This window comes from Mycobacterium sp., from assembly GCF_019247635.1.
Lineage (GTDB): Bacteria > Actinomycetota > Actinomycetes > Mycobacteriales > Mycobacteriaceae > Mycobacterium.
Genome location: NZ_JAFBAR010000020.1, coordinates 25,456 through 39,957 on the forward strand (window position 1 = coordinate 25,456; position 14,502 = coordinate 39,957).

Annotated in this window: 11 protein-coding genes; 7 read left to right on the forward strand and 4 right to left on the reverse strand. The window is 66.3% G+C overall.

Annotated features, from left to right (window positions below):
* Positions 1–106 precede the first annotated feature (106 nt).
* The 3 genes from polA to coaE all read left to right on the forward strand — a co-directional run bounded on the left by polA (position 107) and on the right by coaE (position 5,598).
* On the forward strand, positions 107–2,779 hold the full coding sequence (gene polA / locus JO236_RS03320) for a DNA polymerase I (RefSeq protein WP_293324745.1): 2,673 nt from the start codon (positions 107–109) through the stop codon (positions 2,777–2,779).
* Between the two features lie 121 nt (positions 2,780–2,900).
* Entirely contained in the window at positions 2,901–4,346 is a 1,446-nt protein-coding gene (gene rpsA, locus JO236_RS03325; protein ID WP_293324682.1) for a 30S ribosomal protein S1, read from the forward strand.
* 22 nt (positions 4,347–4,368) lie between these two features.
* Positions 4,369–5,598 (forward strand): dephospho-CoA kinase, encoded by a 1,230-nt coding sequence (gene coaE / locus JO236_RS03330; protein WP_293324685.1) that lies wholly within the window; start codon positions 4,369–4,371, stop codon positions 5,596–5,598.
* Positions 5,599–5,640: 42 nt separating this feature from the next.
* Here coaE and JO236_RS03335 read toward each other — a convergent pair whose 3' ends face one another.
* Together JO236_RS03335 and JO236_RS03340 are read right to left on the reverse strand one after the other, a co-directional pair.
* The gene (locus tag JO236_RS03335; protein WP_293324687.1) at positions 5,641–6,423 is read right to left on the reverse strand and encodes an Fpg/Nei family DNA glycosylase; all 783 of its coding nucleotides are present in this window, start codon (positions 6,421–6,423) and stop codon (positions 5,641–5,643) included.
* A gap of 172 nt (positions 6,424–6,595) precedes the next feature.
* Complete coding sequence (locus JO236_RS03340) at positions 6,596–7,264, reverse strand: LuxR C-terminal-related transcriptional regulator (protein ID WP_293324690.1); 669 nt, start codon at positions 7,262–7,264, stop codon at positions 6,596–6,598.
* 120 nt (positions 7,265–7,384) lie between these two features.
* Here JO236_RS03340 and JO236_RS03345 point away from each other — a divergent pair, with 120 nt between their 5' ends.
* The 3 genes from JO236_RS03345 to JO236_RS03355 all read left to right on the forward strand — a co-directional run bounded on the left by JO236_RS03345 (position 7,385) and on the right by JO236_RS03355 (position 8,765).
* Positions 7,385–7,540: a DUF6131 family protein gene (locus JO236_RS03345; protein ID WP_293324693.1), complete on the forward strand. Its 156-nt coding sequence runs from the start codon at positions 7,385–7,387 to the stop codon at positions 7,538–7,540.
* 107 nt (positions 7,541–7,647) lie between these two features.
* Positions 7,648–8,223 carry a hypothetical protein gene (locus tag JO236_RS03350; protein ID WP_293324695.1) on the forward strand — a complete coding sequence of 192 codons (576 nt, stop codon included), beginning with the start codon at positions 7,648–7,650 and terminating at the stop codon, positions 8,221–8,223.
* A complete protein-coding gene (locus JO236_RS03355) occupies positions 8,220–8,765 on the forward strand; it encodes a hypothetical protein (RefSeq protein ID WP_293324698.1) in 546 nt (181 codons plus the stop codon). The genes JO236_RS03350 and JO236_RS03355 overlap by 4 nt, the downstream gene beginning before the upstream one ends.
* A gap of 67 nt (positions 8,766–8,832) precedes the next feature.
* Here the strand turns inward: JO236_RS03355 and JO236_RS03360 are convergent, their stop codons facing one another.
* Together JO236_RS03360 and JO236_RS03365 are read right to left on the reverse strand one after the other, a co-directional pair.
* Positions 8,833–9,288, reverse strand: a complete 456-nt coding sequence (locus tag JO236_RS03360; RefSeq protein WP_293324701.1) for a DUF402 domain-containing protein — start codon at positions 9,286–9,288, stop codon at positions 8,833–8,835.
* A gap of 132 nt (positions 9,289–9,420) precedes the next feature.
* The gene (locus JO236_RS03365) at positions 9,421–12,045 is read right to left on the reverse strand and encodes an FHA domain-containing protein (protein ID WP_293324704.1); all 2,625 of its coding nucleotides are present in this window, start codon (positions 12,043–12,045) and stop codon (positions 9,421–9,423) included.
* Positions 12,046–12,336: 291 nt separating this feature from the next.
* Here JO236_RS03365 and JO236_RS03370 point away from each other — a divergent pair, with 291 nt between their 5' ends.
* A complete protein-coding gene (locus JO236_RS03370; protein ID WP_293324707.1) occupies positions 12,337–14,391 on the forward strand; it encodes a serine/threonine-protein kinase in 2,055 nt (684 codons plus the stop codon).
* Positions 14,392–14,502 lie beyond the last annotated feature (111 nt).

The window sequence follows — 14,502 nt, forward strand, 5'->3', positions numbered from 1 at the left end:
GTTGCAATTCCGCCGGCCTCAGAACCCGTCAGACCCGGTGCTTAAAGTGAAAGCCGTGCCCGCTCCCCCTGTTAAGGCCACTGAGGCTGAGCCCAAGCCGACGTTGATGCTGCTCGACGGCAACTCCCTGGCGTTCCGGGCGTTCTATGCGCTGCCCGCGGAGAACTTCAAGACCCGGGGCGGGCTGACCACCAACGCCGTCTACGGCTTCACCGCCATGCTGATCAACCTGCTGCGCGACGAGGCGCCGACGCACATCGCCGCCGCCTTCGACGTATCGCGGCAGACGTTCAGATCCGAGCGCTACCCCGAGTACAAGGCCAACCGCTCCTCGACCCCCGACGAGTTCCACGGCCAGATCGACATCACCAAGGAAGTCCTTGACGCACTGGGCATTACGGTGCTCGCCGAGCCAGGGTTCGAGGCCGACGACATCATCGCGACGCTGGCCACCCAGGCCGAAAACGAGGGCTACCGGGTGCTGGTGGTCACCGGCGACCGCGACTCGCTACAGCTGGTCAGCGACGACGTGACCGTGCTGTACCCGCGCAAAGGCGTCAGCGAGCTCACCCGCTTCACCCCGGACGCCGTCGTCGAGAAGTATGGCTTGACCCCCATGCAGTACCCCGACTTCGCCGCCCTGCGGGGCGACCCCAGCGACAACCTGCCCGGCATTCCCGGCGTGGGGGAGAAGACCGCCTCCAAGTGGATCGTCGAGTACGGCTCGCTGCAGGAACTCGTCGACAACGTCGATTCGGTGCGCGGTAAGGTCGGCGACGCGTTGCGAGCCCACCTGTCCAATGTGGTGCGCAACCGTGAGCTCACCGACCTGGTCAAGGACGTGCCGCTGGCCCACACGCCGGACACGCTGCGGCTGGCCCCCTGGGACCGCGACCACATCCACCGGCTTTTCGACGACCTGGAATTCCGGGTGCTGCGCGACCGGCTGTTCGACACGCTGGCGGCCGTCGAGCCCGAGGTCGAGGAGGGCTTCGACGTGCGCGGCGGCGCGTTGGAAACCGGTACGGTGCGAACGTGGCTGGCCGAGCACGTCGCGGACGGCACCCGTTCCGGCCTGACGGTGGTAGGCACTCACCTCCCGCACGACGGCGACGCCACCGCGTTGGCCATCGCCGCTGCGGACGGGGAAGGCGGCTACATCGAGACCGCCGCGCTGGCCCCCGATGACGACGCGGCGCTGGCCGATTGGCTGGCCGACGCCGGCAAACCCAAAGCCCTGCACGAGGCCAAGCTGGCCATTCACGACCTGGCGGGTCGCGGCTGGACGCTGGGCGGCGTCACCTCCGACACCGCGCTGGCGGCCTACCTGGTGCGGCCCGGGCAACGCAGCTTCGCCCTCGACGACCTGTCGTTGCGCTACCTGCGTCGTGAGTTGAGAGCGGAAACACCTGAGCAGCAACAGCTTTCACTCCTCGACGACGACGCATCGGATGTTCAGGCGGCACAAACGACGATCCTGCGGGCCCGCGCCGTCGTCGACCTGGCCGATGCCCTGGACGCCGAACTGGCCCGCATCGATTCCGCCGCGTTGCTGGGCGAGATGGAGCTGCCGGTCCAGCAGGTGCTGGCCGACATTGAGGCCGTCGGTATCGCCGTCGATCTGGGCATGTTGACCGAGTTGCAGAGCCAGTTTGGCAACCAGATCCGCGACGCGGCGGAAGCCGCTTACGCCGTGATCGGCAAGCAGATCAACCTCGGTTCGCCCAAGCAGCTACAAGTGGTGTTGTTCGACGAGCTGGGCATGCCGAAAACGAAGCGAACCAAGACGGGCTACACCACCGACGCCGATGCCCTGCAGTCGTTGTTCGACAAGACCGGCCACCCGTTCCTGCAGCACCTGTTGGCCCACCGCGACGTCACCCGCCTCAAGGTCACCGTCGACGGGCTGCTGAACTCGGTGGCCAGCGACGGGCGGATCCACACCACGTTCAACCAGACCATCGCGGCGACCGGCAGGTTATCTTCCACCGAACCCAACCTGCAGAACATCCCGATCCGCACCGACGCCGGTCGGCAGATCCGGGACGCGTTCGTCGTGGGCTCGGGCGGGGCCGGGGCCTACTCGGAGCTGATGACCGCGGACTACAGCCAGATCGAGATGCGGATCATGGCGCACCTGTCGCGTGACGAGGGCCTGATCGAGGCGTTCAACACCGGCGAGGACCTGCACTCGTTCGTGGCTTCGCGCGCGTTCGGCGTGCCGATCGAGGAGGTCAACGCCGAGTTGCGGCGCCGGGTCAAAGCGATGTCGTACGGACTGGCCTACGGGCTGAGCGCTTACGGGTTGGCCGCTCAGCTCAAGATCTCCACCGAGGAAGCCAAGGTCCAGATGGACCAGTACTTCGCCCGATTCGGCGGCGTGCGGGATTACCTGATGGATGTCGTCGAGCAGGCCCGCAAGGACGGCTACACCTCTACGGTGCTGGGCCGCCGGCGCTACCTGCCCGAACTGGACAGCAGCAACCGCCAAGTGCGCGAGGCGGCCGAGCGTGCCGCGCTCAACGCCCCGATCCAGGGCAGCGCGGCCGACATCATCAAGGTGGCGATGATCGAGGTGGACAAGGCACTCAAGCAGGCGGGACTGGCGTCGCGCATGCTGCTGCAGGTGCACGACGAGTTGCTGTTCGAGATCGCGCCCGGTGAGCGCGAGCAGGTCGAGGCGGTGGCGCGCGAGAAGATGGGCGGCGCCTATCCGCTGGATGTTCCGCTCGAGGTATCTGTGGGTTATGGTCGCAGCTGGGACTCGGCGGCACACTAGGGTCGCGCGATAGATCGCGCATGTCGGCCGGGTTTGTCCTGCTTGTGTACCGTCGAGTAGCCTCGACAGGTAAATCCTGATCTGTCCCTACGACCCAACCTGTCCGGAGCAACCCAACAATATGCCGAGTCCCACCGTCACCTCGCCGCAAGTAGCCGTCAACGACATAGGCTCCAGCGAGGACTTTCTCGCAGCAATAGACAAAACGATCAAGTACTTCAACGATGGCGACATTGTCGAAGGCACCATCGTCAAAGTTGACCGGGACGAGGTGCTCCTCGACATCGGCTACAAGACCGAAGGGGTCATCCCCGCCCGCGAACTATCCATCAAGCACGATGTCGACCCCAACGAGGTCGTTTCCGTCGGCGACGAGGTGGAGGCCCTGGTTCTCACCAAGGAGGACAAAGAGGGCCGGCTGATTCTTTCCAAGAAGCGCGCGCAGTACGAGCGCGCCTGGGGCACCATCGAGGCGCTCAAGGAGAAGGACGAGGCCGTCAAGGGCACGGTTATCGAGGTGGTCAAGGGTGGCTTGATCCTCGACATCGGGTTGCGCGGCTTCCTGCCCGCCTCGCTGGTCGAGATGCGACGGGTCCGGGATCTGCAGCCGTATATCGGCAAGGAGATCGAGGCCAAGATCATCGAGCTGGACAAGAACCGCAACAACGTGGTGCTGTCGCGACGGGCCTGGTTGGAGCAGACCCAGTCCGAGGTGCGCAGCGAGTTCCTGAATCAATTGCAGAAGGGCACCATCCGAAAGGGTGTCGTCTCCTCCATCGTCAACTTCGGAGCCTTCGTCGATCTTGGCGGTGTCGACGGTCTGGTGCACGTCTCCGAGTTGTCCTGGAAGCACATCGACCACCCGTCCGAGGTGGTCCAGGTCGGCGACGAGGTGACCGTCGAGGTGCTCGACGTCGATATGGACCGCGAGCGGGTCTCGTTGTCGCTCAAGGCCACTCAGGAAGACCCCTGGCGCCACTTCGCCCGCACCCACGCTATCGGGCAGATCGTGCCGGGCAAGGTCACCAAGCTGGTTCCGTTCGGCGCGTTCGTCCGCGTCGAGGAGGGCATCGAGGGCCTGGTGCACATCTCGGAGTTGGCCGAGCGCCACGTCGAGGTGCCCGACCAGGTGGTTGCCGTCGGCGACGACGCGATGGTCAAGGTCATCGACATCGACCTGGAGCGTCGTCGGATCTCGTTGTCGCTCAAGCAGGCTAACGAGGACTACACCGAGGAGTTCGACCCCGCCAAGTACGGCATGGCCGACAGCTACGACGAGCAGGGCAACTACATCTTCCCCGAGGGCTTCGACGCCGAAACCAACGAGTGGCTCGACGGATTCGATGCCCAGCGCAACGAATGGGAAGCCCGCTACGCCGAGGCCGAGCGCCGGCACAAGATGCACACCGCGCAGATGGAGAAGTTCGCCGCCGCCGAGGCCGTCGATCAGGGCGGCAGTAGCCAGCCGCCGTCCAGCAGTGGGCCCTCGGACAAGGCGGCGGGCGGGTCGCTGGCCAGCGACGCCCAACTCGCCGCGCTGCGGGAAAAACTCGCCGGCAACGGCTGATTCCACTGACCGCATCCGGGTAATGCTGCGCATCGGGCTGACCGGCGGCATCGGCGCCGGCAAGTCGGCGGTGTCGTCCACCTTCGCGGACTGTGGAGGGATCGTCGTCGACGGGGATGTCATCGCCCGGGAGGTGGTCGAGCCCGGCACCGAAGGCCTGGCGTCGCTGGTCGAGGCGTTCGGCGACGACATTCTGCTCTCGGACGGGGCGCTGGATCGTCCCGCCTTGGCGGCCAAGGCTTTTCGAGACGACGAGGCGCGCCAAAAGCTCAATGGCATCGTGCACCCGCTGGTAGGCAAGCGGCGGGCGGAGATCATCGCCGCCGTGGCGGACGACGCCGTTGTGGTGGAAGACATTCCGCTGCTCGTGGAATCCGGGATGGCGCCGCTGTTTCCGTTGGTCGTCATCGTGCACGCCGATGTCGACGTGCGCGTGCGACGGTTGGTCGATCAACGTGGCATGGCCGAGGAGGATGCCCGGGCCCGGATCGCGGCCCAGGCTACCGACGAGCAGCGCCGTGTCGTCGCGGACATCTGGTTGGACAACTCGGCCAGCCCAGAGGACTTGGTGCGATGCGCCCACGAGGTGTGGAACGACCGAATACTGCCGTTTGCACACAACCTGACCGAGCGGCAACCCGCACGCGCACCCGCCCGTTTGGTGCCGGCCGATCCGACTTGGCCGGAACAGGCGCTGCGCATCGTCAACCGGTTGAACACCGCGTGCGGCCACCGCGCGCTGCGGGTCGACCATATCGGGTCGACCGCGTTTTCCGAGTATCCGGACTTCCTTTCCAAGGACGTCATCGACATCCAGATCACCGTCGAATCACTAGAGGTCGCAGACGAACTCGTCGATCCGTTGCTGGCCGTGGGCTACCCGCGCCTCGAGCACATCACCGAGGATGTCGCCAAGGCCGATGCCCGCAGCACCGTCAACCGTTTCGACCACGGCGAGGACCCGACGTTGTGGCACAAACGAATTCACGCCTCGGCCGATCCCGGCCGACCCACGAATGTGCACCTCAGGGTGGACGGCTGGCCCAATCAGCAGTTCGCGCTGTTGTTCGTCGACTGGTTGAAGGCCAATCCAGCTGTGCGCGAAGAGTACCTGGCAGTGAAACGCGACGCCGAGACCGCCGGGGGCGGGGATACCGGCCGCTACGTCGCGGTCAAGGAGCCGTGGTTTGTCGAGGCGTACCGGCGCGCGTGGGAGTGGGCCGACACGACCGGCTGGAACCCAGCTGGCTAGTCGGATCGCCCGTCCTCCTCGGTTCGTTGCAGGACCGCATCGTCATCGGGCGGGCTGACAGTGCGGGCACCAGAAGGTTGTTCGCCCATTCATGCGGCTTCGATTCAGGTGTGTACCGCAGCGGGGACAGCAGGGATCCGGATCGTCGCGGACGCCGGCAAGCCAGCGGGACGATCGGGGCACCCGGCCGTGTCGCACTGCGGTGCGCAGCACCTGGGTTGTCGCGCCGTGCAGTCGCTTCAGCTCATCACCGGTTAGCGCCGCGACCCGTCGCGACGGCAGAATCCGGGCGCACCAACAGATTTCGTCGGTGAGCAGGTTGCCGAGCCCGGCGATCACCGATTGATCCGCCAGCGCGGCCTTCAGCGACCCCCGACGGCCGGACAGTGCATCGCGAAACTCTGGCAGGCCAATCCCTAACGCGTCGGGCCCCAATGGGCCAGTGATGCGCGCGATGTCGTTCGCGTCGGCGGCAAGCCAGACGCCACGCAATTTGCGCAGGTCCGCATAGCGCAGGTCACCGCGGTCCAGCACCAGCACCAGCCGCTCATGCGGCTCGCGCTCGGTGCCCTCATCGGCGTAGTAGGGATGGCCAGTCATCCCGCTGTGTATGAGCAACGTCGGGCCGTCGGTAGGCAGCATCAGCCATTTGCCGTGCCGGTGTGGCTCGCCGAAGCGCCGACCGTTGAGCCGGCCGAATAGTGCTGCGGCCGTGGTGTTTCGCAGAATGCCCGGATCGCTTACCTGGACGCGCCGCACCCGGCGGCCGGGGAGCGTGCGGGCCAGCTCGCGCCGAAAGCCTTCCACGTCAGGCAGCTCAGGCACGAAATTTCGCCAGGTGTTCTGTAGGGCGGGATGGTGACCTGGCGTCCGGCGCCACGGCCATCAGCGCGTGCGCGTTTCGCATGATGTCCGGGTAGACGCGCTTGCCGTTCTCATTGCGGGCGAGCTGCGGGCTGGCATACCCGGGGGTTCCCCAGTCTCGGGTGCAGAAACTTCAGGGGCCACCCCGCCAGTGATCGATGCGGTGATGGTCAGGAGTGAACCCGTGATCGACGCCCCACAGCACGGCTTGGGTGCGGCTGCCGACGCCAAGCTTGCGATAGATCGTGCGGATGTAGGACTTTACGGTGTTGGGGCTCAGGTATGTCAGCCGCGCAACGTCGGCGTTGCTCATGCCCTGGGTGATCAACGCCAGGATCTCCGCCTCGCGGTCGCTGAGCCCTTCGCCGCGTCCGGGCCAGTCCAGCCCGGGCACGCTGCGTGCCCGGGCCGTCACCTGACTGATGACGGTCTCGCCGGCATGGACGGCCTCGAGGGCAGCGACCAACTCGCGCGCGGGCAGTGTCTTGGACAAATATCCGTTGGCTCCATGCTGCCGCGCGCTTTCGATGAGATCGGGATGAAAGTTCCAGGTGTAGACCACAACTCGGCGCGCTTGAGGATTGGCGACCAGGACGCCGATCTCTTCATGATCGGATTCGGGCTGGGCGAACGAGTCATATAAGACGATGTCGACGGCGTCTTTGACGGGCATGGTGGAGTCGAGTTCTGCAATGACAACACGGTCGCGATATGGCTCCAGCATGTTGGCCACACCCTTGACCACGACGTCGTAGTCGTCGACGAGCGCAACGGTGATAGGCGCTCGAGAGGGTGCGGGCATGCCAGGAAGATTACCTCCCTAGGGGTGTATTACTACCGCCCTAAAGGGTGGTGCACTGGATCAGAAGCCGGGCCAACCGGCCCGAACGTTTCACAGTCACACGCGAACGAAAGGTTTGCCATGATCATTCTCGGCCTCATCCTGCTGGTCGTCGGGTTCGTGCTGAAGATCTCGATCCTGTGGACCCTGGGCATCATCCTGGTCGTCATTGGCGCGATCCTGGCGATCCTGGGCAGCACCGGGCGCGCTATCGGCGGCCGCCGGCACTATTTCTGACGCCCCCTCGACCACGCCTGCCCGGCACATCCGTGCTGCGCATCACAAAAAGGCGTTTGCGTCGGCGTCGCTGAGGTTATTCGACATGAGTACGAGAGGAGCGCGAAATGCCCGTTTGGCAAGTGATTCTCATCGCGGCCATCGTCGTCATCGTGGTCGCAGTGGTGGTTGTCGCGGCGAGTGTGATCAACAGTCGCAGTAAAACAAAGCGGCTCAAGGAGCACTATGGCCGCGAGTACGAGCGGCTGGTGTCCCAGGCCGGCAGCGAGAAGGCGGCTGAGAAGGAACTCACCGCCCGCGAGCGTAAGCGGGACAAACTCGACATTGTGCCGTTGACGCAGTCGGCGCTGTCGGATTTCACCACCCGCTGGCACGAGGTACAGACCAGGTTCGTGGACAGTCCGTCAACTGCCGTCGGTGTTGCGGATCGTCTGGTGACCGATGTGATGCGCGAACGGGGTTATCCCGTCGACGATTTCGAGCAACGGGCGGCTGACATCTCGGTAGACCATCCGCAGATCGTAGAGAACTACCGCGCCGCGCACGGCATCTGTCTGTCGCAGCAGCACGGCGATGTCAGCACCGAGCAGCAGCGGGCGGCGTTCGTGCACTATCGGGCGCTGTTCGAAAAGTTGCTGGAAACCAATACCGGCAGCGACAGGTCACAGGAGGCAAGCGCATGACCACGCATGAACAACAAACACTGCACGACGAGTCGCAGAGCCAGGTCACCGAGACGGACCCGTCGCTCTCACCCGAGGCCGAAGTGTCAACTCCGCCCAGCGCGCCATCGCGGGATGTCGGCCAGGAGCAGAACCTGAGCCAGGAGCGAGACCTGAGCCAGTCCGCCCCTGTACCGGAGGAACCCTCGACGGTTTCCGAGGGAACGTCGGCTCAGGGTGAGGCCACGACGGTGTCGGCGCAGCCGGCAGAGGCCAACCGCGAAACATCGCTGGAGGAAACGCTTTTCGGCGACCACGAACTCGCGGAATTGCGCGGACGGTGGGCTGGCGTACAGGCGGCCTTCGTGGACGATCCCAAAGAATGTGTACAGAAAGCGGACGTCCTTGTCTCCGACCTCGTTGAGCAGCTCACGAGCGGGTTCGCCCAAGCGCGTTCGCGTCTCGAGGAGCAGTGGGCACAAGGCCAGGAAGCCTCCACCGAGGACCTGCGTGTTGCCCTGATGCACTATCGCGAGTTCTTCGAGCGATTGCTCGCGGTGTAGTCGGGCCGTCGCATCCCCGTCGAGCGTGAACTGAGGGCGAGATTTTTGGCGGATTCTCGCCTTCAGTTCACGCTGGGCGAACCGGGTCCGGCCGCCAGCTGAGCTGCATGCCATTGGTGACCAGCCAGGCGCTCAGGTCGTAGTTGTTGCGGGCGAGGCCGTCGACGGCATGCATGGCGCGCCGTATCGCCCGCTCGGCAACCTCGGAGGTCAGGAGGCCGAGGCGGCTGGCGTCCAGGAGCTCGTCGATATCCGCTACCTCCACGCCTTTGCCGGTGCGCACGACGATGTCCAGATAGTGGTCCTCGGAATGCCAAGCGTCCGGTCCGGGGGTGTACTCGCCCACATCCAGGTAGTAGTCCTGGTCCCGCTCGTAACCCGGGTTGAAGTGAAACACAGTGGCGCGCAACCCCAATGACGGCAACAACCACGACTCGAGGTAGTGAAACTGCGCCCGGCCGGGGGCGGGCCGCGCGAGGTAGAGCCCCCACGGCCGCACCGCGTAGACGTCGACGGCCCGCACGATGCCCTTCGGATCGGTGTTGGTACAGGCGACCAGGTCGAACGTCTCGTGCTTGGGCGGGTGGATGTCCTCAGCCTAGCGGCGATCGCAAGGGCGGCGGAGCCGGTTGCGGCGGGTCGCCGCCATGCAGCTCTAGCGCCTTAAACGGATCCTCCACCGCACGAACGTGCCGTAGAACAGCGACAGCGCTGCCAGCGCGCCCATGTCGAGCGCCCAGATCTTCGGGGCGTGTTGCCAGAAGCGGTCCTGGGGCAGCAGGGAACTGGGAATCAGGGCCCGCAGGTCGACTGTCGAGGCGGCCGCCGCATAACCCCAACGCGACGGCACCGCCCCCGCCACCTGTTCGAGCACCATCCGGTTGGTTACCGGGACCATCCCGCCGCACAGCACCAGCTGCACCATGATCGAGACCACAAACAGCGGCATAATCTGCTCACTAGAGCGCACGAGCGACGAAATAAGCAGGCCCAGCATCGCGGAGGCCACACACGTCGCGGCCACGGCCGTGAATAGCTCGACGCTGGCCGCGATAGTGCTGTGACCCATCACCACGGCGCCGCGGGTCGGCGCGCCCTTGCCGACCACGACGATCGCGGTCGTAATAGCGGCCTGCAGGACGGCGAAGACGCAGTAGACGCCGGTCTTGGCGAGCAGATAGGCGCTGGTGGACAGGCCGACCGCCTGTTCTCTCTGGAAGATGGGGCGTTCCCCGACCAGGTCGCGGATGGTCAACGCGGTGCCCATGAAGGCCGCGGAGTTGAGCAGCAGGTTCAGTATCTGCGCGGCTTCGTCGGGAGGGCTGGCGTGTTCGCCGGCGATGTGGAAGCCGGTGCTACCGGGAACCGTCAACGACAGCGCACCCAGGATGAACGGCAATAGCGCCAGGAACAGGAAGTAGGCGCGGTCGGAGACCACCAGGCGGACCTGCCGGCGCGCGATCGTGGAGACCTGCCGTCGCAGGCTGGTGTGCACCGGCTTACCCAGCTGGGTTGGCTCAGCGTCCTGTTCTGAGCGCTTCGCGGGTGGGTTCGGGGTCCGGTTCTGCTCGAGGAAGCGTCGGTTGGCTTCCTCAGGGTCGGCGCCGACCTTGGTGAAGATCTTGGCCCAGTTGGTGGTTCCCATCGCCTCACCGATACGGTCGGGCGGCCCGCAGTACGCCGTCTTCCCGCCGGGCGCCACCAACAGCAGCTGGTCGCAGATGTCCAGGTAGGACAACATGTGTGTGACCACGATCACCACGCGCCCGGCGTCGGCCAGCTGCCGCAGCATGGTCATGACCTGGTGGTCAAGCGCGGGGTCCAGGCCCGAGGTGGGCTCGTCGAGGATCAGCAGTGACGGGCCGGTGAGCAGTTCGAGCGCCACCGACGCGCGTTTGCGCTGACCGCCGGACAGCTTGTCCACCCGGGTGTCGGCGTGCTTGGTCAGGTCGAGTTCGTCCAGCACCTTGGTGACAACGCGGGCGCGGTCGGCTTTGCTGGTGTCCGGCGGCAGCCGCAATTCGGCGGCATAACCCAGTGCCTGGTTCACCGTCAGCTGGCGGTGCACGACGTCGTCCTGCGGCACCATCCCAATCCTGCTGCGCAGCGACGCGTATTCGGCGTGAATGTCGTGGCCTTCGAACGTCACCGAGCCGGAGCTGGGACGCGCGTAACCGGCAATCAGCCGGGCCAGCGTGGTCTTGCCCGCGCCGGACCCGCCGATGACCGCGGTCAACGTGCCGGGCCTGGCGACCAGCGAGATGTCGTCGAGCAGTTGTTTGCCGCCGTCAACGCTGTACTTGACCTCGCGGACCTCCAGCCCGCCCGTGCGGGTCTCCACCTCGGCACGCGGGACCAGGGTGCTGTTGCTGAACACCAGGTCGACGTTGCCGATGGTGACGACGTCACCCTCGCTCAAGATGGCCGACCCGATCCGGGTGCCGTTGACGAACGTCCCGTTGATGCTGCGGTCGCGGATCTCGGTGCCCAGCGGCGTCAGCGTCAACGTCGCGTGCTCCCGGGAGGCCAGCACGTCGGAGATGACGATGTCGTTGTCTTCGGAGCGCCCGATCGTGACCGAGCCGGGGGTCTTCGTGGGACCAGGGGCCCTGACCGGTCGTGGGGACAGGAACTTCACCATCCGGGTGGCAAGGTTGGACACGTCGGACCCCCCGGCGTCGATCACCGTGAACTCCGTGGGCGGTGTCGGGGTCGGAGCGCGACCGGTGTTGACCACCGTGAGCTCTTCGGGCGGGGCGGGCCGCGCGGGCACCTTGGGCGGCGCTTGATGTGGACCCGCGGCCGGATGCCTGGGCGGCGGCGGTGCGGGCGGCCCCGGCCTGGACCGACCGCGAGGCGCGGGCGGGCGTGTGGACGGCGCGGCGGGTTCGGTGGCCAGGGTCCAGGCCAGGGTCGGCGGCCCGGAGTCCAGCGTCGGCCTGGTCCGCGGTGGCGCGCCGGTGCTGCCGCGGTGGCGCCCGATCTCGAAGGTCAGCCGCGGCCCCTGCGGATTGCCGACGTTGATGCTCTGGCCGTCGTGGATATCGACCACCGGCATCCGGTAGCCGTTGACGTAGGTGCCGTTCAACGACCCGTTGTCGATGGCAAGCCACCTGCCCTGCTCGAATCGCACGATGAGGTGAGCGCGGGATATCCGCGGGTCCGGAATACGCAGGTCGGCGTGCAGGTCACGTCCGACGATAACCTCTTGACCTGCCGCGAAGGACCGCTGCGCACCGTTGTGCCGAATGGTCAGCGCGGGCGGGGCGGGTCGACTCACCACACCAGTATCGTTGGACCGTCTGAGAGCTCCCCAAGGGACTCGCCCGTGGCTTGGCTTTGTTTCGATTTGGCCACTCATAGGTTTTTCATAGCCTGCAACTGCCAAACGCCAACTCGGATCCGGCATCATTCGAACGTGAGGGGTGTCCGGAGCGCCAATCGTGCTGGCCGCGAGAACTCGGGAAAGCGCCGGCGAAACAGCACTGGCCCCATCCCGCAGGGTGTTCGGTATCACAAGATTGGTGGAGATACCCGCCGCTAGTGCCGCAAGACAAGGGGGTGAAGGTAGATGGATGAGCTACACGGAGGAACCCGACGCCTGGGCGCCGGACGACGGCTGCTGAGCAACCCGCGACTGGCGCGTGGAGCCCTGCGCGCGGGCTTCCAGTCGCTGCCTTCAGCGACCGTCGGAAACCTGCTGCGCCGCGTCCCGCCGGTCAATTCGGCGCCGAGTGCCGAACCACCGGAAGCAGTTTCGGGGGCCGGGGCCCCCGATGACGTCAAACCCTCGCGCATTGCCAACGGCGCGCCGTTTGCCGGCTATACGATCCTGCGACCCCTCGGCGCGGGCGGCATGGCGGAGGTGTATCTGGCCTTGCATCCCCGGTTGCCGCGTCGCGATGTGATCAAGGTCCTCGCCGAGGCGATCACCGCCGACCGTGAGTTCCGCGAGCGGTTCAACCGGGAAGCCGACCTTGCCGCGACACTGTGGCATCCGCACATCGTCGGCGTCCACGACCGCGGTGAGTTCAACGGTCAGCTCTGGATCTCGATGGACTACGTCGAGGGCACCGACGCCGCCCGACTGGTGAAAGAGCGCTACCAGGAAGGTCTTCCGGCCGAACAGGTCGGCGACATCGTCCACGCCGTCGCGGGTGCACTCGATTACGCCCACACTCGCGGCTTGCTGCACCGCGACGTCAAGCCCGCCAATATCCTGCTCACCCACCCGGATGACGGAGAACAACGAATCCTGTTGGCGGACTTCGGCGTAGCTCGCCACCTCGCCGACATCAGCGGTATCACCGAGACCAATGTCGCCGTGGGAACGGTCGCCTACGCCGCCCCCGAACAGTTGACGGGCTGCAACATCGACGGGCGGGCAGATCAATACGCTTTGGCGGCAACGGCATTCCATCTGCTGACCGGTGCCCCGCCGTTCCAGCACTCCAACCCGATCGCGGTGATCAGCCAGCATCTGCACGACGATCCGCCCCGGCTCAGCGACTACCGTCAGGACCTGGCGCACCTCGACGAGGTGTTCTTCAAGGCGCTGGCCAAGGATCCCGAGGATAGGTTCGACCGCTGCCGGGACTTTGCCGCCGCGTACAAGGCCGCCTGTGGTGAGCCTGGCCTCCCGGACGCCGAACGGCCGGCTTCCCCGCGGCGCCGCCGACGCCGCGTGGTTGCGGCTGTGACACATAGGTTCTCGTCGCGGACGCGGTGGGCGGCGGCGGTGGTTTCGGCGGTACTCATCGCGGTTGCCGCGACCTGGTCGATTCTCTACTCCTTCCAGCCGGACAATCCGCAGCCCAACGCCGCGCTGGCGTCGAAACCCTCGGCGCCCGCGGCCAGCAGTGTCCCCGCGGGCTCCCGGGTGCTCAACGGCACCTACCGGTTGGACTACGACCGTTCCAAGAAGACCACCAACGGCGTCCCCATCCGGCACGACGTCGCCACCAGCGACTGGTGGGCCTTTCGTTCCGACTGCACCACCAGCGGGTGCGCGGCCACCGGCACCCAGCTGGACGACGCCACCCACCAGGTGGCCAACACCGCCGACGGCGGCCAGACCGATGTGCTGCGGTTCGTCGGCGGGTATTGGCAGGGTGCGCCGCAGCAGGCGCGGGTGGGCTGTCACCAGCCGAACGGGCAGGTCACGGCGACCCAGCAGGAGACCATCGCGTGGTCGCTGGCTCCCCAGGCCGACGGCACGCTGCGCGGCACCGAGACCCAGACCGTCCTGTCCAACGAGTGCGGCGCACAGGGCGCGGTGGTCCGAATTCCGGTAGTCGCCACGCGGGTCGGCGACGTGCCGCCGGGCGTGAACTTGGCGGATCCCGCGCAAGCCGCCACCACGACCGCTCCGGCGGCCAGGCCGTCGCCGCCCGTCCTCGGCGGTGTGTGCAGCGACGTCGACAAACTGGCCTACGACCCGACCAGCAATCAGCAGGTCGTCTGCGAAGGCAACACCTGGGACAAGGCGCCGATCACGTCGGGCGTGCACGCCGCGGGTAGCTCGTGTGACCTGCCCGACGTCCCGGTGTTCGCGGTGTCCACCTCGAACGACGGCTACCTGCTGCAGTGCGACCCCGTCTCGCGCCTGTGGACGCGCCACAGCTAGTTCCCGGGCTGCCCGTCAGCGTGCGCGTCTGTACGGCGGCTCGCCGCTGAGGCTGGCAGTCTGTGCACGCTCGCGACGGGCAGCTTGTCGGTGCCGGGCTCTACCCTGGTT

What these genes read in the sequence shown, in the direction of transcription:
- polA (WP_293324745.1), top strand. Translation starts at nt 107, where the DNA reads ATGCTGCTCGACGGCAACTCCCTGGCGTTCCGGGCGTTCTATGCGCTG.
- rpsA (WP_293324682.1), top strand. Translation starts at nt 2,901, where the DNA reads ATGCCGAGTCCCACCGTCACCTCGCCGCAAGTAGCCGTCAACGACATA.
- coaE (WP_293324685.1), top strand. Translation starts at nt 4,369, where the DNA reads ATGCTGCGCATCGGGCTGACCGGCGGCATCGGCGCCGGCAAGTCGGCG.
- JO236_RS03340 (WP_293324690.1), bottom strand. Translation starts at nt 7,264, where the DNA reads ATGCCCGCACCCTCTCGAGCGCCTATCACCGTTGCGCTCGTCGACGAC.
- JO236_RS03345 (WP_293324693.1), top strand. Translation starts at nt 7,385, where the DNA reads ATGATCATTCTCGGCCTCATCCTGCTGGTCGTCGGGTTCGTGCTGAAG.
- JO236_RS03350 (WP_293324695.1), top strand. Translation starts at nt 7,648, where the DNA reads ATGCCCGTTTGGCAAGTGATTCTCATCGCGGCCATCGTCGTCATCGTG.
- JO236_RS03355 (WP_293324698.1), top strand. Translation starts at nt 8,220, where the DNA reads ATGACCACGCATGAACAACAAACACTGCACGACGAGTCGCAGAGCCAG.
- JO236_RS03370 (WP_293324707.1), top strand. Translation starts at nt 12,337, where the DNA reads ATGGATGAGCTACACGGAGGAACCCGACGCCTGGGCGCCGGACGACGG.